Here is a 19,602-nt window from a genome sequence, read left to right on the forward strand (position 1 = left end):
TGATTTTTACATGACATTCACAGCCAAACATAAAGCCAGTGGTCGCTATGGCGTTGTTGATGAAAAGGACAAATGGCTAGAAGATTTTCTAGGTACCAAGGAAGAAGCCCAAGCCAAAGCCGAGGAGTTAAACAAAAATGCTCAAGTTAATTCTGTTGATTCTACCGATAACGCTGGTGATGTTGGTCATTCAAGTACTGATAAGTCAGAAGAAACAAAACAGGAACAAGAGTGCAAAGCCGAAGAAAGCAGTAAGGGATTGGATGAAGCAAGAGCAGTTATTATTGATTATATGAGAGGTTAATCAATGGCTAAATCTTGTGTAAGTAGGTACTGTGTGGACTGGTTTAGAGTTATTTGTGAACTAGACGATTGTAAATACGATATTCAAAAAATATCTGAAAGTATTGAAATTGCTTATACAACTATTCACGGCTGGAAAATGGGAACAGAGCCAAGGCATGCAGACGGCGAGCGATTAATTAAATTGTGGTGCAAAGTCACAGGTAAATCTAGGAAAGACTTACCTGTATTAGATGCTAGCTGTTGGTGGAGTTATCATCTATAACTTATTCTTGATTAGGCTTAATTTTTATTTATATCTGATGACCGATTCAAGATTGTTTATTGCAGATTTTATTTCATTAAGTTCACCTGTATAATTATAATCTGATCCTGTCGCTCTATATATATCACATAAATCTGTATGGATAATGAGTATGCCAGTAATTATCACAATCAATAGAATAGTTGTTCTACGTCTTTCAATCCAATCTAATAATTTATTTAGCATTTTCAACCTCCCAAAAATAAAGCAAATTTTATACATATCTAACACAAATTGGTTCTATTTTTTAGATTATACTGAATAAAGTATAAATACTTACTTATTTTAAAGTTAGATTTATTATTTCATCTGAGTATTAGTGCTTGTATACGCGTTGGATCGAATGGAGTCTGATTTATATTTCCATTATAGATTAATAACTCTTTATTAATCCCCAATCTTACAACACGAATGAAGTCATCTTCGCTTATTTTATGATGGTTTAATATTAGATTGTAGTGATCAATGTTCAAACCGTTTGGCCTCTTTAGGACTTCTGGCGTTCGCATTTCTTGGCAACAATTTATTATGCTGTCTAGTATGTCTTCTTCTATATTATTCATTTTTTCCTCTGATCTATCCTGTAGTTTCAAAATAATAACAAAAACGAATAAAAACTTGAACAAAACACATTAACTCGGAAACTCGGAAATCTTTAAAAGTAGTCTCCTGAGTGTAATAGAGAAGATGCGCCCACGGTTAGCAGGCGCAGTTTATATTATTGATTAGTTAGCAGGTTTAGAGGGAACATAGTTAGGAAAATAGTAAATATTAACAGCATGGTTACTAGATACGTAATCAGGATATATAATATCATAAAAACATTGTGCTTGAGAGTCTTTAAAGTTTCCGTTTATACTCCCTTCTTTTATGCGAGTAAATACCTGATGTCTAGACTCTGGATAAGAGTTTTGAATATTGACATATATAGCATTTTTACAGGCTTCCTCTCTGTCCATTCCTGCTGGTCTCATGCCATTACCTCTTGTATCCCCTTGCCAATGGCCGGAACCAATCCATTGTATTTCAGCATAAGCATTAACTGACAAAAAGCCTAAAGCAGAGGCTAATAGTGCAGTTTTAACTAATTTATTCATTAATTACTCCTTTTGATTAATTGGAGTGCCATTTTATGGTTTTAAAGCCTCGCAATCTTTTTGCTCAAACCAGAACTTAAATAAATAAAAACCTGAACAAAACACATTAACTCGGAAACTCGAAAATCTTTAAAAGTAGTCTTTTGAGGGGGAGATACAGAATGGGGGCAAACCAGACCTGATGTAATCCCTTAACTTACTGGATTAAAGAGGTGTTTAAATGAGTTATACCGCAAAGCATAAAGCCGCTGGTCGTTATGGTGTAGTTGATAAGGATGGGAACTGGTTAGCTGATTTTCTAGGTTCTAAAGACGAAGCAGAGGCTAAAGCAAATGAGCTTAATCAAGGCGATTCTAAAGATAATTTTGTTGATAGTTCTGAAAATACCAACGTTGAAAATCAAGCAGATTCAAGTAAAAAAGACGATGCAGGCGATGACGATTCGCGCGCGCACGCGCATTTTGGCGATTCTGAAAACCAAGCAAGTTCTGTTGTTCCTGAAACTGCACCGATTAAACAAAGTGATGCAACAGATCATTCCGTTGGTCGTGTTGCGAGTGGTTCGGTTAAAAAGAAACCTGTTTTAACTGATAAAGGCTGGATTGTTTAGGAGATTAAGAAAATGGGCGTAGAAACAGCATTAATTGCAGGGGCAGCAGTAGCAGGGGCGGCGGCATCTTCTGCTATGGCACCAAAACAGAAAACCCCCAAAGTAGTACAGCAAGACCCACAAGCAGACGCTGCCGCAGCACAGAGAACCGCAGACGAACAAGCCAACAAAGCCGCCGCTGCACGCAAACAACAACGCCAAAAGAGTTCTTTATTGTCTAGCGGTGGTGAGCGTGGCAATGACTCAGGTGGCAAAAGTACCTTAGGCGCATAATATGACCGACAACAAACTAGCTAATAAAGTTGTCAATCGTCTAGGGCAGTTAAAAGCAGCTAGAAAACCCCATGAAAAAGTATGGAAAGAATGCTTTGATTACTCTTTTCCTGTTCGTGGGGTTGGCATAGATGACACCTTTTCGACCACGGACGATATACAACGCAAAAAGTCACGGCTATTTGATTCAACTTTAACCGATGCCGCCAAAACACAAGCCAGCGCTATTATCAGCGGTTTAACCCCAGCCAATGCGTTATGGTTTGGTTTAACGGTTAATGAAGCAAACGAAGAAGAAGCAAGATGGCTCGATCAATCAGCTAACACAATATGGCGTAATATCCACAATGCCAACTTTGATTCAGCCGCTTATGAGGGCATGCTTGATCTGATGGCGGCTGGTTGGTTTGCTTTATACATCGACCAAGATCAAAAAGAGGGTGGCTTTAATTTTCAATTATGGCCCTTGGCTACTGTGTATTGTGATAGCACTCGTGCTGATGGCGTGATTGATATTGTTTATCGTTGTTATGAACTAACAGCAGAGCAAGTTGTGAACACCTTTGAAGAAGCCAGCGAAAAGATAAAAAAGCAAGCTGAACGTGAACCCAATGCTAAATTAAAGCTAATCCATGCTATCTATCCTCGCAATGATGGCAAGGTTGGAGAAAAGGCCGAAAAGATGCCCATTGCTTCGGTGCATGTATTAGAAAATGATAAAGAACTCTTAAGAGAATCAGGCTATAACGAAATGCCCGTTGTAGTGCCGCGCTGGATGCTGATTCCTCAATCGGTTTATACGATTAGCCCTGTATCCGATGCATTGCCAGATGCAAAAACACTCAACGAAATTAAGAAGCTAGAACTAGCGAATGCTGATTTAGCCATTAGCGGCATGTGGATTGCCGAAGATGACGGCGTTTTAAATCCTCGCACTATTACCGTAGGGGCTAGAAAGATCATTGTTGCTAACTCAGTGGACAGCATGAAACCGCTACAAAGTGGCGCTAATTTCAACGTATCTTTTACCCAGTGCGAACAACTGCAAGCCGCTATTCGTAAAATCATGCTGGCAGATCAACTACAGCCTAAAGATAGCCCAGCCATGACAGCGACCGAAGTCAACATGCGTCAGCAATTGATCAGGCAGTTGTTAGGCCCTATCTATGGGCGCATGCAATCTGAATACTTACAACCTCTAATTGATCGTTGTTTTGGTATCGCTTTTCGTGCTGGCATCTTAGGCGACCCACCCGAGAGCTTACCTGATAAATTTATTGGTATTAAATACGTCAGCCCATTAGCCAGGGCGCAGAAGTTCGAAGAAGTCACCGCGATACAAAACTTTGTTGCTATGACCATGCAAAGCGCACAAGTAAATCAAGAGGTATTAGATAACATTGATTTTGATAAAGCAGCACGCTTTACAGGTGAAGCCTTAGGGGTACCTTCTGAGATTATCAGGCCAGAGCAAGACGTTACTGAACTGAGACAAGCCAGAGCCGAAGCACAGGCAAAGGCACAGGCTGACGCTATGGCTAATCAGGCACTACAAACAGGTGCAGATGAATTTGCTAAGGCTGGCGGTCAACACATGGCGCAACAGGTAGCAGAAAATGGCTAAAAAACAAGTAACTGAATTTGACTATAAACGTTTATTTGAGGAAACCGTGGGCGGTCAAGATGTGTTAGAGGAATTGATAGCACGCTTCTCGATGCCGCCCTCGTTCGATGAGCATAACGCCACACTGAAAACCTACTACCGAGCAGGTCAGCGTAGTGTGGTTGATTTTATTCTTTCACGTATTAACAGGGCAAACGGAGTAACAGACGATGTTCAAAATGAAACACCTATTAATGAATGAACTAGACGAACACGGCGGTGATGGTGGTACTGGTTCACCTAATGAACCTAATTCTATTTTAGCTGGTGGTGGCTTTAAGAATGAAGAAAAACCACTTGTAAACGATGAAAACAAGGAAGAAGGCAAAGAAGAAAAGCAAGGTAGTGATGGCTATGATTGGTTGCCTGAAAAGTTCAGAGTTCAAACAAGCGACGGTTTAGAGCTTGACTTAAAAGCCTCTGCTGAAAAAATGGCAGCTTCTTATGATGGTTTATCCAAGCGAATGGGAACAGGGGATATTCCACCTAAAAGCGCTGACGAATACGACCTAAAAATCGAATCAGAAACGTTAAATTTTGATGACTTTAAGAAAGATCCAGAAAACCATGCCTTTTTAAGCAAGGCCCATGAGCAAGGCATGACCTCTAAACAAGTCGAGTTTGTTTTAAATGAGTACGCAAGGGTAATGCCAGCGGCTTTTGATAAATTCAAAGGGCTAACCATTGAGCAAGCACAAGCCGAGTTAACCGAAACATGGAAAAGCGAAGCCGATTTTAAAAGTAATATCAAAGATGCGTTCACTGCCTTTAATAAATACGCTTCGCCTGAGGACAAAGGAAAGATAGACGAAATAGGCAATAATCCTATCGTCATTCGGTTGCTGGCTAATATGGGTAAAGGACTAAGGGAGGACGCACCACCAGCTAAGAATACAGGGCTAGAGCCTGATAATGTAGCAAAGATCATGATATCAGATGCGTATCGAGACCCTAGACACCCAGACTATAAAGAAGCACAAAGAAAAGTGAGGGAGTATTATCAAAGTAAGCATGGCAGTCAGCAGATTAGTTAAGAGAAAAGGCCGCTTATTTAGCGGCTTTTTATGCCTGAGCAAAAAGAATTAAGGTAACTAAATCCTTAAAATTGAATCTCAATAAAACAATAAGGAGATTTATATAATGGCTTTAACACAAGAAGAAATTGAAAATACTCGGTCGTTAATAGAAAAAATTTGGGGTAAGCAAATTGCTAGTACTATTGTAATGAATGATGATGTTGTCACTGTTACTAGTTTCGCATATGAAGCAGCAATAAAAAAGTCACAAGTTTTATACGATATGACTAAATTTGTTGTAGAACAGTCAATAAGCTTGGTAGGAATTTTAGGTAAAGGAATTATTGCTAAAGTTTTCGGTAAAACAATTATAAACAATTTTCCTCCATTAACCCAACCATTACAAGCAACAATTAATACTGTAGCAGCTCAATACCGTACACCACTAATGATGGCCGCTAGTGGTCTTGGTGTGTGGATTTGATATAAAAATATTTATAAATTTATAAGGAAGGTTTAAATGAAATTTGAATTTGTAAAATCAACACACACAAATAGCTTACCCATGTATGTAGCACAAGATTATCTTCAGGATGTAACACCTAAGAGTCGCGATGGTAGAAGTTTCTTACATACTATTTATCGAACAGGTGGCTCAGCGACTGAAACGCCTGAAACAATTAATAGTCGATTAGCTGAGTTAGGAAAAAGAAACTTGCTCACCTTAACTCAAATTAATGGTGAGCAAGTTGAGATTTGTGTTCCATCTATTATGATGTTGGTTGGAGTTCCTCACGGAACAACTATTCATGGGGTTATAGACTCATATAATGTAAGAGAAAAACCAGATGAGATCTATAACTTAATTCAACAGCTGTAGGTTATTTAAATATAAGCCCCTTTCAGTAATGATAGGGGGTTTTTATGTCCACCTAAAAATAATCGGAAACTCGGAAAAATAATAATAAATAATAGCCGAGCAGCCCCAATACTGGCACAGGGATAACTGCATTAGCCCGTTAATCTAAGCCCGAAAGGTTAATGAACTAGTGGCCTGTAACTCAGATAACCACGCATATCAAGGGTAATTATTATTTATAGGTTATTGATATGCCAACCCAAGACTTTACTACTAATAAGACTGCAATTACTGCAGGCTTTGTTCAACAATTTCACGATACCTTTGAAATCGAAAGCCAACAAAAGGAATCGCGCTTTGCGCAAGCGGTGGTTAACCGCGGCAAGATCAAAGGTTATTCTTACACCGTTAACGACATGGCTGCTTTAGAAATGGAGCAAGTTACAGGTCGTTTTGAGGACACTAAATGGAGTGTACCCGAAGCTGGATCACGCTTAGTGACGATGGCGGATTATGGATTACATGTACCGATTGAGCCGCGTGATTTACCTAAGTTGTTAGCCGAGCCACAAGGGACGTATATGTCGAACTTAGTAGCGGCAAATAATCGCTTAAAAGATAAAGTGATTTATCGCGGCTTGCTCGACAGTATTCAGCGTAAAACGGAAAACTTAGGGGCGTATTCTTCGGTTTCTTTGCCTGCTAACCAAAAAATTCTTGCAGGTGGTACAGGGATTACAAAGGCAAAAATCATTAAAGCCAAAGCCCTTTTTCGTAAAAACGAGTGTGACGAAAAAATGGGCGAAAAACTATTTCTTGCTTACAACGCGGAAATGTTAGAAACCATTCTAAATGACACCACATTAACCAGTGCAGACTTCTTAAAAGTTGAAATGCTACAAGATGGTGCGATTGCGACTAACTGGCTTGGCTTTACTTGGGTACCTTACGAAGCATTAGACATAACAGGCACTACAGCAACTACCGTGGCGTGGTGTTCTAGTGCTGCTCACTTTGGTACAGGCTACGACTACGAGGTCGATATTGGTGTTCGCCGTGATAAAAACAACGCAATTCAAATCTCTGTTAAATCGTCTTATGGCGCAGGTAGAGCCAATGAGAAGAAAGTGGTTACTGTAGAGTTTGAAGTGTAATTGTTCTACTTGGGGCGCTTGCGCCCCTGTCTAAGAGGTTATTATGTCAACGTCAAACTCACCTGTTTCGATTTGTTCTAATGCGCTCCTAAAACTAGGGGCGCAATCTATTAGTGACTTTACCGAAAACACCGATAGAGCAAAGCTAGTAGCTAACATTTACCCCAGTATTCGGGATGATCTATTAAGGGAACATGTTTGGAAGTTTGCTATTAAGCGAATGTTATTAGCGCCTGATGCAGGTAGGCCAGCGTTTGGCTATACCCATGCTTATACGTTGCCAGCCGATTTTTTAAAAGCTATTACTATTAACGAACACTATTACCCTGATTACACCATCGAAAACGGCAAGATACTTACCAATGCTAACAGCGTTCAGCTTCGCTATGTCTATCAAAACGAAGATGTCACCACTTACGATGCTACCTTTATCAAGTTATTAACGTTAGCCATTAAAGCCGACATAGCCTATTCAGTCACTCAATCAACTAGTTTAGCTGAAGCGGCCAAGCAAGAGTTCATTTATGAATTACGTAAAGCTAAAGCGATTGATGGTCAACAAGTACCCCCTGAAACATTAGGCGTTTCAACATTACTAGAGGATAGATTACTTGGCTAAAATTTCCTATATTCAAACCAACTTCACGGCAGGCGAATTATCCCCTCGTATGTTGGGGCGTGTTGATGTGTCTCGCTATCAAAATGGTGTTAAGCGTCTTGAAAATGCAGTAATTGCCGTACAAGGTGGCGTTATGCGTACGTGGGGAACGGAATTTATTGCCGAAGTGAAAGACAGCGATAAACAAACCCGTTTAATTCCTTATATATTCAACCGTGAGCAAGCCTATATTGTTGAGTTCGGGCATAAATATTGCGCTATTTTTAAAGATGGAGACCTTACTGCAGAAATCGAAAGCCCCTACACCGAAGCCATGCTATTTAATATCAACTATGTGCAGGGCGCTGATACGATGTTTTTAGCACATTCCGATATACCGATTCACCGTTTACGCCGTGTTTCTGATAGTGAATGGACATTAGCCGAAGCGCCTTTTATTGTTAAACCTTACGACGAAATGGGCGAGTACCCCGATGTTGAATTAACGTTAAGCACTACACTAAAAGGCGAAGCTACCGCCACTTTAACCAATACAACAAATTTTAGCTGGTTAGCGGCTGATTTAGGGCGCACCCTGTCTTGTGGTACTGGTATTGCAGAGATTACAGCAATCACTAATGCTAGCGTAGTGAAAGTTAATATTATTACGCATTTTAAAGAGAATAAATTAGCGGCTAAAACTTGGCATTTAGAGGGTACCCCATTAACTACCATTAAGCCCACCAATGGTACCGAGGGGCAGTCACCCGAAAAAGAAATAATGATAGGTGATACCGTTACTTTAACCTTAGGCTTAGCAGGGTTTAGAGCGTCCGATAAAGGCAAGTACATTAAATTCAATAAAGGATTATACGAAATTACGACCATCAACAGTGCTACAGTCGCTAAAAGTGAATGTAAAACTGCCCCTACGTCCAAGGCTTCGGCGGTGTCTTGGGGTTGGTCGTTAATGTCGAGTATATGGAGTGATCAATTTGGTTATCCTTGCGCTGTTACATTACACAACCAACGGTTATTTTGTGGCGGTACCAAAGAAAGACCTCAAACGATTTGGATGAGTCGAACCGCTGAGTATTTAAACTTTCAGTTATCAACCGAAGATGACGACGCGGCAGCCTTTACGATGTCGTCTGACCAGATCAATCCGATTGTTCATTTGACCCAAACAGAAACGCCGATTGTTTTAACCTATGGCGGCGAGTTTTCATTAAGTGGATCAGCCACCAAAGCCGCCATTACGCCTACCAATATCGACATTAAAAATAACTCCTCTTACGGTTGTAATGGGGTTAAGCCTGCCCGAGTAGGGAATGAACTATTTTACTTACAGCGCGCCTCTAAAAAACTCTATGCAATGGGGTTTAATGCAGCAGCAGATACCTTTGTATCGCAAGATGTAACGACGCTTTCAGAACATATTACCCAAACAGGTATTGTTGATATGGCTTATCAGCAAGAACCCGACTCAATTCTATGGTTAGTCCGTAAAGATGGGCAATTAGCGACCTTAACTATTAACACCGATCAAGAAGTGATTGGCTGGTCGCGTCAATTAACGGCTGGTGTTTATGAGTCGGTCGCTACTATACCGAGTGTTGATGGTTCTATTGATGAAGTCTGGACGATTGTAAAACGAGAAATAAACGGTCAATTCGTGCGCTATATCGAACGCTTTAAAGAGGGAGTTTATAGCCACTGCTCAGCCCTGTTTCAATTTGATGAGGGTACTAATACGTTAACAGGTTTAACCCATTTAGAGGGCTGTACAGTTGATGTAGTCGCTGACGATGTGGTTATGCAACAACGTACAGTAAAAAACGGAACGATTACACTCGAAAGAAAAGCCAAGCAAATTATCGTGGGCTTGCCTTATACCACCGAAATAGAACTATTACCGATTGAAATACAGGGCGGTTTAGGATCCTTGCAAGGTTCACCGAATCGCAGTGGCGAGTTAGTTTTAAGGGTACTCAATACTTCAGGTTGTAAGATCAATGATGAGGTCGTTACCTTTAGGGAATTAGGTAAAGGAGTCCTAGACGAGCCGCCTATCAAGTTCACAGGAGATAAAGCCGTGTATCGGCAAGGCTGGGATAGACCTATTGTGATTCAACAACAGCAACCTATGCCATTTCAATTATTAGCAGCTATTAGCAAAATCACGGTGAATAGCAATGGTTAAGATTAGACAGGCTTCAACAGTTAAAGACATTCAACAAATCATTATCTTGTGTAAAGCATTGCACAATGAAAGCGATTACTACCGATTACAACCATTCGATAAAGAGCAGTTAGAAGAAAGTTTAAGCAACGTAGTATTTAGTGAATATGGCCTTGCGTTGTTGGCGATAGATCACAATGAAGTTGTGGGTTTCTTTATTGGCGGACTGACTTACGGATTATTCAATAAAGAGTTAATTGCTTTTGATTATTCGGTGTATATGGTACCTACAAAACGCAATACCAGAATTGCTATGCAGCTTATCAAAGCGTTTGAAAAGTGGGCCATTGATAAAGGCGCTAATCGTTTTAGAGTAGGAACAACCACGGATATTCATAGCGATAAAACCAGTCGTTTCTATGAATTTTTAGGCTTTAAAGCCTGCGGTGTTTCTTTTGAAAAGGTATTTAATCATGGGTGTTGAGACGGCGTTAATTGTAGGAGGTGCCGCCATGAGTGCGGCTGGTTCTGTTTCTTCTGGTAAAAATGCTAAGGCTTGGGGTAAATACCAGCAAAAGCAAGCGCAAGCGGATGCGGCGGCGCAAATAGGCGCTGGAAAGGTGGAAGCTAATAATATTCGAGATCAGGGCGCTATACAACATAGCCAAGCTGTAGCAGCAACCGCGGCTAATGGGGTTGTTGTGGGGCAAGATACTGCGGCAGATATTGAGAAACGTATTGATTCACGTACTGAGTATGACGCACAGATTACCCAGTACAACGCACAAGACGCGGCTAATCGTATTTTAGCCGAGGGAGAGGCCGCCAATCTTCGAGGACAGCAAGAGTATCAAGCGAGCAAAGTGCAGGCGGTCGGCTCTTTATTGGGTGGTGCGGCTTCGGTGGCTGGTAAATGGTCTACCAGTGGAAAAGCCAAAACGCCGACTGTAGAGGATAGAAGCACCAAGGCGACCCCCTCAAGCGGCTACTTAATTAACAGCAATAAAAAACCATTTGGATTTTATTAATAGGTGACTTTATGCCAGTAATACCTAAGGGTGATAATTTTGGAAATGCTCAAATAAGGGTAGGGCGCACTAACTTACAAGGCGATAACGGGGCGGTTGGTCGTGCGATGGCTGGTTTAGGCCGTGAGGTGATGGGGGTAGGGCTAAAGCTTCAGCAAGAAAAAGAGCAAAAAAGAAAATCATTAAACCGCGTCAGCATGGCTAATGGCGCAATGGAGTATCAACAACAAGTTAATGAAGTCTTAAAAAATGTAAACGAGCAAGTTAATAGTGGTCAATTACCACCAGAAAAAGCAAGGCAGAAAACACAAGAATTAATTAGCAATATTGATACACAAGCGTTTAGGCCAAATGACTTAGATGAGGAAGAGTCTGCAGTATGGGGCTTGAATATCAATAAAATTAATAACGGTGCCGATTTAGAAGCGACGGGAGTTGAAGAAAAGGGCGTAAAACTCAAAGCGCAAACTGATATAAATAAATTGATCACCAATGCTAAAGCGAATAATTATAATCCTGAACAAGTACAGCAAATGCTTAACAGTGAGGATGTTAAAAAAACAGGTACTTTAGTGTGGGGCTTAGCATCACAGGAGAACTTAAAGAGTCTAGGTCGTAGCTATACGACGGATTATCTTCAAAATGAAATTACTACAGCTGCCGATAAAGGGGATTACAAAGCATTAAAGAAAATTAAAAGCGATATTCAAAATCAAGAATATCATAAAGATTGGGTGCTTTCTGATGATAGAGTTAGATTGATACACGGTACCAACTCTGCGATGAAAAGATTAGAGTCAGAGTGGAAAGCGGCACAGGCTGAAAGCTTAGTAAATTTGCAATATAAAATACAAGATGATTCAGCAAAAATTGAAGCTGGGCTTGATGTACCAGATCCATTAACCGAAGATCAAATAAAAGCAGCTAGACCTAGTAATCCAGCAGCTAGAGAGCGGTTTGATAGACAGATTCAAAGCTATAGAGAAACCTTGCAATTACAGCCTGTTTTAGTGGATGTCGTGAGGGGTACGCCAAAGGAAGCGCTGACAGCCATTAATTCTATTAAACCAAATGCAAACGATGAAAATTTTGCGCTTAAACAGCAGCGCTATAACTTCGTTATGTCTAGATATCAACAAACATTACAAGCCAGAGAGAAAGACCCAGCGGGCTGGTTGGTACAAAATAATGAATCAGTACAAAAAGCTTTCCAAGCTTATACGGAAGACTCTGCTAATGGAGCCGCGTTTGCTACTGCCGTAGAGGCACAAAAGCAAATTTACGGAATTTCAAGTGATAAGTTATTGCCTGAGAACGTTAATAATGCACTTATAAAGCAAATAGAAAAGAATCCGACAGTAAGCAATATAAGATCTATCAGTGCTAGTTTTGGACAGTATGCGCCTAAAATACTAGGGCAAATACAAAGTAAAGGGGGAGATGCTATTGCAGTTGCTGTAGGGCTAGAAGATGAGCAGGCATCAGATCTTTTATTAAAACATAAAGATATTCCAATTAAGGATATTGCTAAAACAATTAGCAAGACAGATTACGATATTGCAATAAAAGGACTGTCAGACAATATCAGTGCCGCTCGTACTTCATTTGCTATGCAGCCTGACGGATTAAAACCCTTTTCTGCTATTAATTCACAATTAGAAAAGTTAGCCGTAATTTATACAACAAAAGGAATGTCACCTGCAGAAGCGGCTAAAAAAGCAGCGGAAAGCATTAACAATCAATATGATTTTAATGATACGTGGCGAGTTCCAAAACATTTAAATTTAAACTCGTCTGATATAGAAGATGGCGCGGCGTATTATGTAAAAACTCTAAAAACAAATTATATTTCGCCTTTTAGCGGTGATAATCGTTTAGGTAATGCGGTTTTATTAAAACAAACACTGTCGAGAATACAGAGTAACGCTGAGTTTATAACAAACAAAGATGAAACAGGTTTAATTTTAACGGTTGATGGTATTCCTGTAAGGGATGACAAAGGAAATTTAATTGATATTTCTTATACAAGCTTATCAATAATGGGTAGAGAGCATAGAAGCAATTGGCGTATTGATGCTAGAGCAGAGCAAAGTAAATTCCTAGCTAAGAAAACAACGCAAGAAGAAAAAGATGCAGTTTTTTATAAAGCTCTTGAAGCATCCTTGTACACACCTTAAAGGGAGGAAGTATGGTTTTTTATACAGGTGATTTTTCAACAGATATAACTCCCTCTCTTGATAAGGTTGCAGCGCCTCTGACTGAACGAGCAGGGGCGGCCTTTGATAATGGTTTAAGAGACGGCCCTGCAGTTGCTATATATCGAGCAGGAGAATTATACCGAGCGCTTAATGATGAAAACTCTCAGATGGTCGCAAAAGAGTTTGCTGATGAGCGATTAAAAGAGCTAGGTATTAAAAATATTGAAATTCCTACTGAGGGGGTTACTCGCCGTTATTTGAATCTTTTAACTGACGAGACGCATAAACGATTGGCGCGAGAGCAAATAATACGTTCATCTCCTAACGGTTTGGGTGATGCTTCTTTGATGTTTTTATCTACACTAGCAGGCAATATGGCAGATCCGGCTAACTTAGGATTAATGCTTGTTCCCGGTGTGGGAGAAGTCAAAGCGGGTAGTCTTCTAGGCCGAACGGCTATAAGATTTCGCCAAGGTGCTGTTATTGGATCAGCTCAAGCGGCAGCAGTTGAACCATTTCTATTATACTCTGCTAATGCTTTAGGTGAAGATTACACACTAAAAGATTCCGTGCAAAATATATTTTTTGGTGGATTGGCTGGAGGTACTTTTGTTTCATTAGGGGGGGCGATTGGAGAGGGGGTTGGGAGGTTAAAAGGATATAGAGCGCAAACTAATCAAATAGAGGGTAGTAAATTAAGTAATTTATCAAATGATCTAGGTAATGATTTACAACAAGTTGAATTAAATAATGCGCATGTTTCGCAGTATTTCGAGCGATTCGCTAGTGATAGCGCCTATCATGACGTGGTTAACTTATCTTCTTTTGATCTCGAGTATAAAGCATCAAAGCGTTTATCAGGCTCGCAACAAAAAACAATTAAGACAGAGTTACATGATATTGATTATCAACTTAAACCAGAGATATTAGAAGCAAAATATAAAGCATTAACGGAGGAGTATCATAGTAATACGGTATCTGGTAGAAAGGCTAAAAGCATTGCAAAAAAAGAAATTGATGAACTAAAACAAGATTTACAAGATAGGCGTATTGAATTGCAAGAGCAGTTAGAAGCTCATAAAACAGCCAATCAGTCTATTAATGATCTTAATGAAATAAGAAAAGGGCGATTACCTGAGCGCCTAAAAAAAGATCTAGAAAAAAGAAAACAAGAGATTTTCGACAGTATCAAGGATAAAGAACTACCACAACAAACAGCTATTGAAAAGATCAGTGATAGCCATTGGACGGTTAGAGAACAAGCGCTTAGGGCAAGTCTTGCTAATGCTTTTGAGGGTAGGCTACTAGATGTTGAGCCTTTCTTTGACTTGGCTGATCCATTAAAGCGGCAAGCAGCTATAAAGAAATTAGCAGATAACAATACTTATTTAGATGATTCAACGATGAGGCTAATCAATCAAGCTAATGATGAATTAAAAAACACAACCAACTTGGTAGATCATAAAAAAGCACAAGAAAGCTTTAATTATCAATACGAGATAGCTGCAAGCAAAGCCGAACAAAAGGGATACAAAGAAGTCAAGGCGGCTATTGATGATGCAATGAATTATGCAAATGATGACACGGTAAGTAAAGCGGCTAAAGCTTATGCTATGTGTATGATTGGAATGTAAGGGGAAATATTATGGCTGTGAATTATACAACTAATTGCGAAAATGCTATTAATAGGGCGGTAGGGCGTAATTTAACTGATGATGAAATGGTCTCAGTTATCGAAGAAATGAATGATTCAATTAATCGAATAAGAAGCGAAAACCAAGGTATCTCTGCAGAGGATGCTGCTTTGAGAGCGGTGGAAGAGGTTAGTAATGCCGATAGTTTAGCTCGTGCTATCGAAGCCAGAAACAAGATTATCAATGAACGTGTTTTTATGGAGTTATCCGACTTTATAGAAAGAAGCTTTCCTGATCGCCCAGATATGGGGATTTCGGCTATATTAAGTGGACGTAACGAAGCAAGGCTAGGAAGTCGAGACTCAGTACATATTGAACAACAAAACCTAAAAGCAAAGTATTTTAATGGTTTAGTAGGCGAGCTTGATAGTGCAGGTCTTGTTAAGGTATTTGCTAGCGGTTCTTTAGATAGAGAAGTAACAAATGCCCTGTTTGCATTAAGTAAAAATTTAGATACCGCTGGTATGAATAATCAGGCAATTGATATAGCAAGAACTATAAGAAAGTGGCAAGACGTTGCTAAAAATGATGTTAATAAAGCTGGTGCATGGATAGGTACTATTGATAATTATATTACTTCACAAACTCATGATATGTACAAAATAAGATCTGATACATTTGAAAGTTGGCGAGATTTTATTTTACCTCTACTGGATAGATCAACTTTTGGAAGTCAATCGCCTACTCAATTTTTAAGAAACGTTTATGATAACTTAGTGACAGGTAATCACATGCGATCAGATAGGCCTGATTGGTTGTCTGGGTTTAAAGGATCACAAAATATAGCAAAGAAAACTAGCCAAAATAGAGTCTTAAATTTTAAAGATGGCCCTGCATGGTTTGATTATAACAGCCGTTATGGTTCAGGAAATTTAAGGGAGACTATCTTTGCTAGTTTAAACTCACTATCAGAAACAACGGGCATGATGCGAAAGCTCGGAACCAATCCCGAGAACATGTTAAAGCGATTATCTGACAGTATCACTGACAGACTAAGAGGCGAGCACAATACAAAGGCGGAAATAGATTTTAGCAATAAGTTTGAAGGTATTATGAGAAAGTTATACCCAGAGGTAGCAGGACTAACTCGAATACCGGCTAATCACATGATGGCTAGATTAGCATCATCAGCCAGAGCTATTGAATCGATGACCAAGCTTGGAGGCGCTACGCTATCATCATTTAACGATATTCCTATGGCAGCGCTAGAAATGACCTACCAAGGGAAAGATTTATTCACCTCTATGATTGATTCTGTAAAAGGCAAATTTAAGAGTTACAAGGCTGATGATAGAAAAGAGTTAGCTAAAGCATTAGGTGTTTATGCTGAAAAAATGAATGAAGAGATTGCTTATCGGTTTAGTGGTGATGTTTCTGTTCCTGGCAAAGTCTCAAAGCTGATGAGAAATTATTTTAAGTTAAATCTTTTGAACTGGTGGACGGAAAGCGGTAGGCATTCAGCCGCGTTCTCTACAGCAAATTGGTTAGCAAGAAATACTAGGACTTCTTTTGATAACTTAAATGGCAACTTAAAAAGAGTACTTTCATTACATAATATTGAAAAAGCAGAATGGGAGCTTTATTCCAAGATGGAAAAATACACCATGCGTGGTAATGAGTATTTAGTGCCTGAAAATATCAGTACGTTATCAGATCAGGATATTGCTAGTTACTTAACACAAAAAGGAATGAGCGCAACGGATATAGCAATAGCTGATACAAGAGAGTTGTTAACGGATAGGTTAAGAAAGTACATATTAGATAGATCTATTATTTCTGTTTCTGACCCCACGCCACGAAATAAAGCCGTATTAAATCAAGGCACACAAGCAGGAACAATGGAGGGTGAACTATTTAGATTCATAGGGCAGTTTAAAGCCTTTACTGTATCTTTTATGCAGAATCATTTGGGGCGAGAATTATTTGGACGTGGTTACACACCAGCCGCATTAGGAGAACGAAGTATTAATAGTTTAACCAATGCTTTAAGAAATGGTAACGGAGAGTTATTAGGGCTTGCTAATGCTGTAGTATGGATGACTGCATTTGGTTATCTATCCATGCAAACTAAGGAAATGGCGAAAGGTAAGAACCCAAGACCAGCCGATTTAAAGTCTATTCAAGCAGCCTTCTTACAAGGTGGTGGACTAGGTATTTATGGCGACTTTTTATTTGGTGAAGTGAACCGCTTTGGTAATGGGCCTGTTGTTTCTATGATGGGGCCAGTAGTGAGCGATGCAGATCAAATAGTTACCCTTTATCAGCGCGCTATAAATGGTGATGCAAAAGCAGGGGATGCCTTTAGGTTTATGGTAGATCATACGCCCTATTTGAATATACCCTATATCAAAACAACAGCAAATTATTTGTTTCTTAATAGGTTGCAAGAAAACCTATCCCCTGGTTCTTTAGACAGATACAGAGAAAGAGCTGTAAAAGATCAAGGAAATGATTTTATAATACCACCATCACAATTCATGTTAGGGAAATAGGGGTAGGAATGGATAAGCAAACCTTTAAAGGGCTTGTGATTTTTTGGTTTTCAATAGGGACGGTTTTATGTTTTTTCTCCGGTGGAAACCCTATATATGCAATAGGTGGTGGTATTTTTGCTGCTTTAGCTCTTGCAGTAATTCCATTTGTAGTTTTGTATATAATTGACAAGATTTCTAAATAATAAAAAAGCCCTCGCTAGAGGGCTTGGCTTTATACGGCAGTATCTACGGCTAGCATTTCTGATAGCTTGGTTATTCCTTTAGACGTAACTCTAACTTGCTCAGTTTGCTTTTCGCTTCCATCACTTCGAGAGACTACAGTTATTTTATGCTCTAATAAGCCTTGCTGTATTTTGTCCTGATAAGCGGTAAATGTACTGCTTCCTTGCCGTCTAAATATCCATTTTTTAGATTGTAGCAATTGGAATAAATCTTTAGGTCTTATTTGTAAATCTTTCGCGGCATTGGTGATACAAATAGAACCATCAGATTTAGCTATACGGTCTAATGCTTCGGCTTTTGGTTTAAGCTCTTGGTTTTCATTTTGTAGGTTGATAACCTTTTCTGAGTAAGAGAGCAATAAACCTCTCATTGTTTCAGGGTCATTTAGGGCTTTCATTGGATCGGCTTTATTTGCTTCTTCTAATTCATGCCATCTTTTAATAACACGCATTCTTAATTCAGCACTGTAACCAGTAAGCAAACATTCAACATGATCTTTGTCTAAAAGATATTCTTCATATTCTTGTCCATTTTGGGGGTGTCTCCATTTTTGGATATACCCCCCTAAAGATTCTTTTAGATCAGTAAACATCTTTTCAATGTCACGTCTTACATGAAAATGCTCTTTATTAGTCAGCTGAGCAATTTCGCGACTAGACATAGTTAACGCATTAGATAAAATTAAACCTGTCATTTTAAAACCCTCCATTAACTAAACTAGTTTCTAAACCGCATGCACGATTTTCTAGATCAGCACTTAGCAGATCAATTGCCTCTAGCAAACTGGATATTTCATTCTCTGGTAATACGTCTCCGATACCATCGCAATAATTAGAAAAGCTTATTTGTAGGCACTGAGTAATCGCATTAATAGAGCGTCCAGCCTTTTGCATGAACTCAGATTGATCTTTTACTTTGTATTCCAAAGCGGATAGGGGTTGATTATTTAAGTTTAAAGCTGTACTATTTTTCATAGCTATATTCCTATTGAACGTGGGGATTAGTGTTAATCGGGCTTTAGGTGTTCGCGCACTTAAAGCCTTTTTAGTTTTTACCTTCATTAATTTCTCTCCGTTTTTTCTCCTCTTTAACCACCTGTACCAGCAAAGAGTTCATAGATCGTCCGTCTTTCCTTGCCCATTCTTTTAGAGACTCCATTATATCACTCGGGAATCTCACTTGCGTTCTTACAATTTCTTTTTGCATTTTTTCTCCTTTTTAGTGACACTGTGTCACTATACAAAATATATTAAATAGTGTCAATATAGTGACATGAAAAAAGATGATATTTATAGATCGCAATTTAGATTGCCTTATTCTCTATATGAGAAATTAAAAGAGTCAGCTGATGCTAATAACAGATCAGTCAATGCTGAACTTATAATTAGACTTGAAAATAGCTTTTTATTTGGAGGGATGGAAGCTTCAAATAATAAAGAAGAGGCTACCCTTACAGCAAAGGAAATTTTTAGAATATCAGAAGATACGAAAAAAATATTAGGCCTATTGAAGAAAGCAGAAGTAACGAGAATAGATATTATAAATAAAAAGAAAGATGACGAATGAGAGATTTATTTAGTAATTAATGGGAGGACAGCTTAATGTTGTGGAAAATAACGTTTAAAATAGGCGAAGATATCGTGACTGTGCAAGAGTTTCATAGGAGCTATGCATTAGCTATAGGTAATGCTAAAGAAGAAATACTCAAAAATAATCCACACCTAAAGATAGAGGAAATTGAATGTATAGACTGTGTATCCATGCCAGATAAGGATAATCAGGCTGAACAATGATTAATTGAGTCAGGCCAGTATCAATATTTTACGCGGTTAGACATCTACTTTACAGAAAGAATAAGCCGAAGTAAGAAAGCCCCGAGGGGCTTTTTTTAAATAAAAAATTAGTC

General features: G+C 39.1%; 24 protein-coding genes. 20 read left to right on the forward strand and 4 right to left on the reverse strand.

Going from position 1 to position 19,602, the window contains the following annotated elements:
- Positions 1–10 precede the first annotated feature (10 nt).
- Positions 11–304 carry a hypothetical protein gene (locus tag DM558_RS00375; RefSeq protein WP_127161543.1) on the forward strand — a complete coding sequence of 98 codons (294 nt, stop codon included), beginning with the start codon at positions 11–13 and terminating at the stop codon, positions 302–304.
- Between the two features lie 33 nt (positions 305–337).
- Entirely contained in the window at positions 338–568 is a 231-nt protein-coding gene (locus tag DM558_RS00380) for a hypothetical protein (protein ID WP_127161544.1), read from the forward strand.
- Between the two features lie 764 nt (positions 569–1,332).
- On the opposite strand, the gene DM558_RS00385 is transcribed toward DM558_RS00380, so the two are convergent.
- Entirely contained in the window at positions 1,333–1,704 is a 372-nt protein-coding gene (locus DM558_RS00385) for a hypothetical protein (RefSeq protein ID WP_127161545.1), read from the reverse strand.
- A 220-nt stretch (positions 1,705–1,924) separates the two neighbouring features.
- Between DM558_RS00385 and DM558_RS00390 the strand changes: the two genes are divergently transcribed.
- The 16 genes from DM558_RS00390 (at position 1,925) to DM558_RS15550 (ending at position 17,656) form a co-directional block, all read left to right on the forward strand.
- Positions 1,925–2,314 (forward strand): hypothetical protein, encoded by a 390-nt coding sequence (locus DM558_RS00390; protein ID WP_127161546.1) that lies wholly within the window; start codon positions 1,925–1,927, stop codon positions 2,312–2,314.
- Positions 2,315–2,326: 12 nt separating this feature from the next.
- A complete protein-coding gene (locus DM558_RS00395; protein WP_228411777.1) occupies positions 2,327–2,587 on the forward strand; it encodes a hypothetical protein in 261 nt (86 codons plus the stop codon).
- Between the two features lies 1 nt (position 2,588).
- Positions 2,589–4,211, forward strand: coding sequence for a portal protein (locus tag DM558_RS00400; protein ID WP_127161547.1), 1,623 nt, complete (start codon positions 2,589–2,591; stop codon positions 4,209–4,211).
- Complete coding sequence (locus DM558_RS00405) at positions 4,204–4,452, forward strand: Bbp19 family protein (RefSeq protein ID WP_127161548.1); 249 nt, start codon at positions 4,204–4,206, stop codon at positions 4,450–4,452. The genes DM558_RS00400 and DM558_RS00405 overlap by 8 nt, the downstream gene beginning before the upstream one ends.
- Positions 4,430–5,284 (forward strand): hypothetical protein, encoded by an 855-nt coding sequence (locus DM558_RS00410; RefSeq protein ID WP_127161549.1) that lies wholly within the window; start codon positions 4,430–4,432, stop codon positions 5,282–5,284. Before DM558_RS00405 ends, DM558_RS00410 begins: the two co-directional genes overlap by 23 nt.
- A 106-nt stretch (positions 5,285–5,390) precedes the next feature.
- Positions 5,391–5,750, forward strand: a complete 360-nt coding sequence (locus DM558_RS00415; protein ID WP_127161550.1) for a hypothetical protein — start codon at positions 5,391–5,393, stop codon at positions 5,748–5,750.
- A 36-nt stretch (positions 5,751–5,786) separates the two neighbouring features.
- On the forward strand, positions 5,787–6,146 hold the full coding sequence (locus DM558_RS00420) for a hypothetical protein (RefSeq protein WP_127161551.1): 360 nt from the start codon (positions 5,787–5,789) through the stop codon (positions 6,144–6,146).
- Positions 6,147–6,376: 230 nt separating this feature from the next.
- On the forward strand, positions 6,377–7,279 hold the full coding sequence (locus tag DM558_RS00425) for a phage capsid protein (protein WP_127161552.1): 903 nt from the start codon (positions 6,377–6,379) through the stop codon (positions 7,277–7,279).
- A gap of 43 nt (positions 7,280–7,322) precedes the next feature.
- Positions 7,323–7,898, forward strand: coding sequence for a hypothetical protein (locus tag DM558_RS00430; protein ID WP_127161553.1), 576 nt, complete (start codon positions 7,323–7,325; stop codon positions 7,896–7,898).
- Positions 7,891–10,080, forward strand: coding sequence for a hypothetical protein (locus DM558_RS00435; RefSeq protein WP_127161554.1), 2,190 nt, complete (start codon positions 7,891–7,893; stop codon positions 10,078–10,080). The genes DM558_RS00430 and DM558_RS00435 overlap by 8 nt, the downstream gene beginning before the upstream one ends.
- A complete protein-coding gene (locus DM558_RS00440; protein WP_127161555.1) occupies positions 10,073–10,543 on the forward strand; it encodes a GNAT family N-acetyltransferase in 471 nt (156 codons plus the stop codon). The genes DM558_RS00435 and DM558_RS00440 overlap by 8 nt, the downstream gene beginning before the upstream one ends.
- Positions 10,533–11,087 (forward strand): hypothetical protein, encoded by a 555-nt coding sequence (locus tag DM558_RS00445; RefSeq protein WP_127161556.1) that lies wholly within the window; start codon positions 10,533–10,535, stop codon positions 11,085–11,087. Before DM558_RS00440 ends, DM558_RS00445 begins: the two co-directional genes overlap by 11 nt.
- An 11-nt stretch (positions 11,088–11,098) precedes the next feature.
- Complete coding sequence (locus DM558_RS00450) at positions 11,099–13,264, forward strand: hypothetical protein (RefSeq protein WP_127161557.1); 2,166 nt, start codon at positions 11,099–11,101, stop codon at positions 13,262–13,264.
- An 11-nt stretch (positions 13,265–13,275) separates the two neighbouring features.
- Positions 13,276–14,919, forward strand: coding sequence for a hypothetical protein (locus DM558_RS00455; protein ID WP_127161558.1), 1,644 nt, complete (start codon positions 13,276–13,278; stop codon positions 14,917–14,919).
- A gap of 11 nt (positions 14,920–14,930) precedes the next feature.
- The gene (locus tag DM558_RS00460; RefSeq protein ID WP_127161559.1) at positions 14,931–17,471 is read left to right on the forward strand and encodes a hypothetical protein; all 2,541 of its coding nucleotides are present in this window, start codon (positions 14,931–14,933) and stop codon (positions 17,469–17,471) included.
- Between the two features lie 8 nt (positions 17,472–17,479).
- Positions 17,480–17,656, forward strand: a complete 177-nt coding sequence (locus DM558_RS15550) for a hypothetical protein (protein ID WP_164731207.1) — start codon at positions 17,480–17,482, stop codon at positions 17,654–17,656.
- Positions 17,657–17,685: 29 nt separating this feature from the next.
- Here DM558_RS15550 and DM558_RS00465 read toward each other — a convergent pair whose 3' ends face one another.
- The 3 genes from DM558_RS00465 to DM558_RS00475 form a co-directional block, all read right to left on the reverse strand.
- Positions 17,686–18,390 carry a phage antirepressor KilAC domain-containing protein gene (locus DM558_RS00465; protein ID WP_164731208.1) on the reverse strand — a complete coding sequence of 235 codons (705 nt, stop codon included), beginning with the start codon at positions 18,388–18,390 and terminating at the stop codon, positions 17,686–17,688.
- A 1-nt stretch (position 18,391) separates the two neighbouring features.
- Complete coding sequence (locus DM558_RS00470) at positions 18,392–18,670, reverse strand: hypothetical protein (protein WP_127161560.1); 279 nt, start codon at positions 18,668–18,670, stop codon at positions 18,392–18,394.
- Between the two features lie 70 nt (positions 18,671–18,740).
- Entirely contained in the window at positions 18,741–18,902 is a 162-nt protein-coding gene (locus DM558_RS00475) for an Arc family DNA-binding protein (RefSeq protein WP_127161561.1), read from the reverse strand.
- A gap of 66 nt (positions 18,903–18,968) precedes the next feature.
- Here DM558_RS00475 and DM558_RS00480 point away from each other — a divergent pair, with 66 nt between their 5' ends.
- Both DM558_RS00480 and DM558_RS00485 read left to right on the forward strand, forming a co-directional pair.
- On the forward strand, positions 18,969–19,262 hold the full coding sequence (locus tag DM558_RS00480; protein ID WP_127161562.1) for an Arc family DNA-binding protein: 294 nt from the start codon (positions 18,969–18,971) through the stop codon (positions 19,260–19,262).
- A gap of 35 nt (positions 19,263–19,297) precedes the next feature.
- The gene (locus tag DM558_RS00485; protein WP_127161563.1) at positions 19,298–19,489 is read left to right on the forward strand and encodes a hypothetical protein; all 192 of its coding nucleotides are present in this window, start codon (positions 19,298–19,300) and stop codon (positions 19,487–19,489) included.
- The last annotated feature ends 113 nt before the right edge of the window (positions 19,490–19,602 follow it).

It is taken from the genome of Entomomonas moraniae (assembly GCF_003991975.1).
In the GTDB taxonomy this organism is placed as follows: domain Bacteria; phylum Pseudomonadota; class Gammaproteobacteria; order Pseudomonadales; family Pseudomonadaceae; genus Entomomonas; species Entomomonas moraniae.

Excerpts from the sequence above, each read along its gene's own strand:
- DM558_RS00430 (WP_127161553.1), top strand. The coding sequence starts at position 7,323 with ATGTCAACGTCAAACTCACCTGTTTCGATTTGTTCTAATGCGCTCCTA.
- DM558_RS00440 (WP_127161555.1), top strand. The coding sequence starts at position 10,073 with ATGGTTAAGATTAGACAGGCTTCAACAGTTAAAGACATTCAACAAATC.
- DM558_RS00445 (WP_127161556.1), top strand. The coding sequence starts at position 10,533 with ATGGGTGTTGAGACGGCGTTAATTGTAGGAGGTGCCGCCATGAGTGCG.
- DM558_RS00480 (WP_127161562.1), top strand. The coding sequence starts at position 18,969 with ATGAAAAAAGATGATATTTATAGATCGCAATTTAGATTGCCTTATTCT.
- DM558_RS00420 (WP_127161551.1), top strand. The coding sequence starts at position 5,787 with ATGAAATTTGAATTTGTAAAATCAACACACACAAATAGCTTACCCATG.
- DM558_RS00415 (WP_127161550.1), top strand. The coding sequence starts at position 5,391 with ATGGCTTTAACACAAGAAGAAATTGAAAATACTCGGTCGTTAATAGAA.
- DM558_RS00485 (WP_127161563.1), top strand. The coding sequence starts at position 19,298 with ATGTTGTGGAAAATAACGTTTAAAATAGGCGAAGATATCGTGACTGTG.
- DM558_RS00465 (WP_164731208.1), bottom strand. The coding sequence starts at position 18,390 with ATGACAGGTTTAATTTTATCTAATGCGTTAACTATGTCTAGTCGCGAA.
- DM558_RS00425 (WP_127161552.1), top strand. The coding sequence starts at position 6,377 with ATGCCAACCCAAGACTTTACTACTAATAAGACTGCAATTACTGCAGGC.
- DM558_RS00460 (WP_127161559.1), top strand. The coding sequence starts at position 14,931 with ATGGCTGTGAATTATACAACTAATTGCGAAAATGCTATTAATAGGGCG.
- DM558_RS00455 (WP_127161558.1), top strand. The coding sequence starts at position 13,276 with ATGGTTTTTTATACAGGTGATTTTTCAACAGATATAACTCCCTCTCTT.
- DM558_RS00450 (WP_127161557.1), top strand. The coding sequence starts at position 11,099 with ATGCCAGTAATACCTAAGGGTGATAATTTTGGAAATGCTCAAATAAGG.
- DM558_RS00470 (WP_127161560.1), bottom strand. The coding sequence starts at position 18,670 with ATGAAAAATAGTACAGCTTTAAACTTAAATAATCAACCCCTATCCGCT.
- DM558_RS00385 (WP_127161545.1), bottom strand. The coding sequence starts at position 1,704 with ATGAATAAATTAGTTAAAACTGCACTATTAGCCTCTGCTTTAGGCTTT.
- DM558_RS00395 (WP_228411777.1), top strand. The coding sequence starts at position 2,327 with ATGGGCGTAGAAACAGCATTAATTGCAGGGGCAGCAGTAGCAGGGGCG.
- DM558_RS00375 (WP_127161543.1), top strand. The coding sequence starts at position 11 with ATGACATTCACAGCCAAACATAAAGCCAGTGGTCGCTATGGCGTTGTT.
- DM558_RS00390 (WP_127161546.1), top strand. The coding sequence starts at position 1,925 with ATGAGTTATACCGCAAAGCATAAAGCCGCTGGTCGTTATGGTGTAGTT.
- DM558_RS00475 (WP_127161561.1), bottom strand. The coding sequence starts at position 18,902 with ATGCAAAAAGAAATTGTAAGAACGCAAGTGAGATTCCCGAGTGATATA.
- DM558_RS00405 (WP_127161548.1), top strand. The coding sequence starts at position 4,204 with ATGGCTAAAAAACAAGTAACTGAATTTGACTATAAACGTTTATTTGAG.
- DM558_RS00410 (WP_127161549.1), top strand. The coding sequence starts at position 4,430 with ATGAAACACCTATTAATGAATGAACTAGACGAACACGGCGGTGATGGT.
- DM558_RS15550 (WP_164731207.1), top strand. The coding sequence starts at position 17,480 with ATGGATAAGCAAACCTTTAAAGGGCTTGTGATTTTTTGGTTTTCAATA.
- DM558_RS00400 (WP_127161547.1), top strand. The coding sequence starts at position 2,589 with ATGACCGACAACAAACTAGCTAATAAAGTTGTCAATCGTCTAGGGCAG.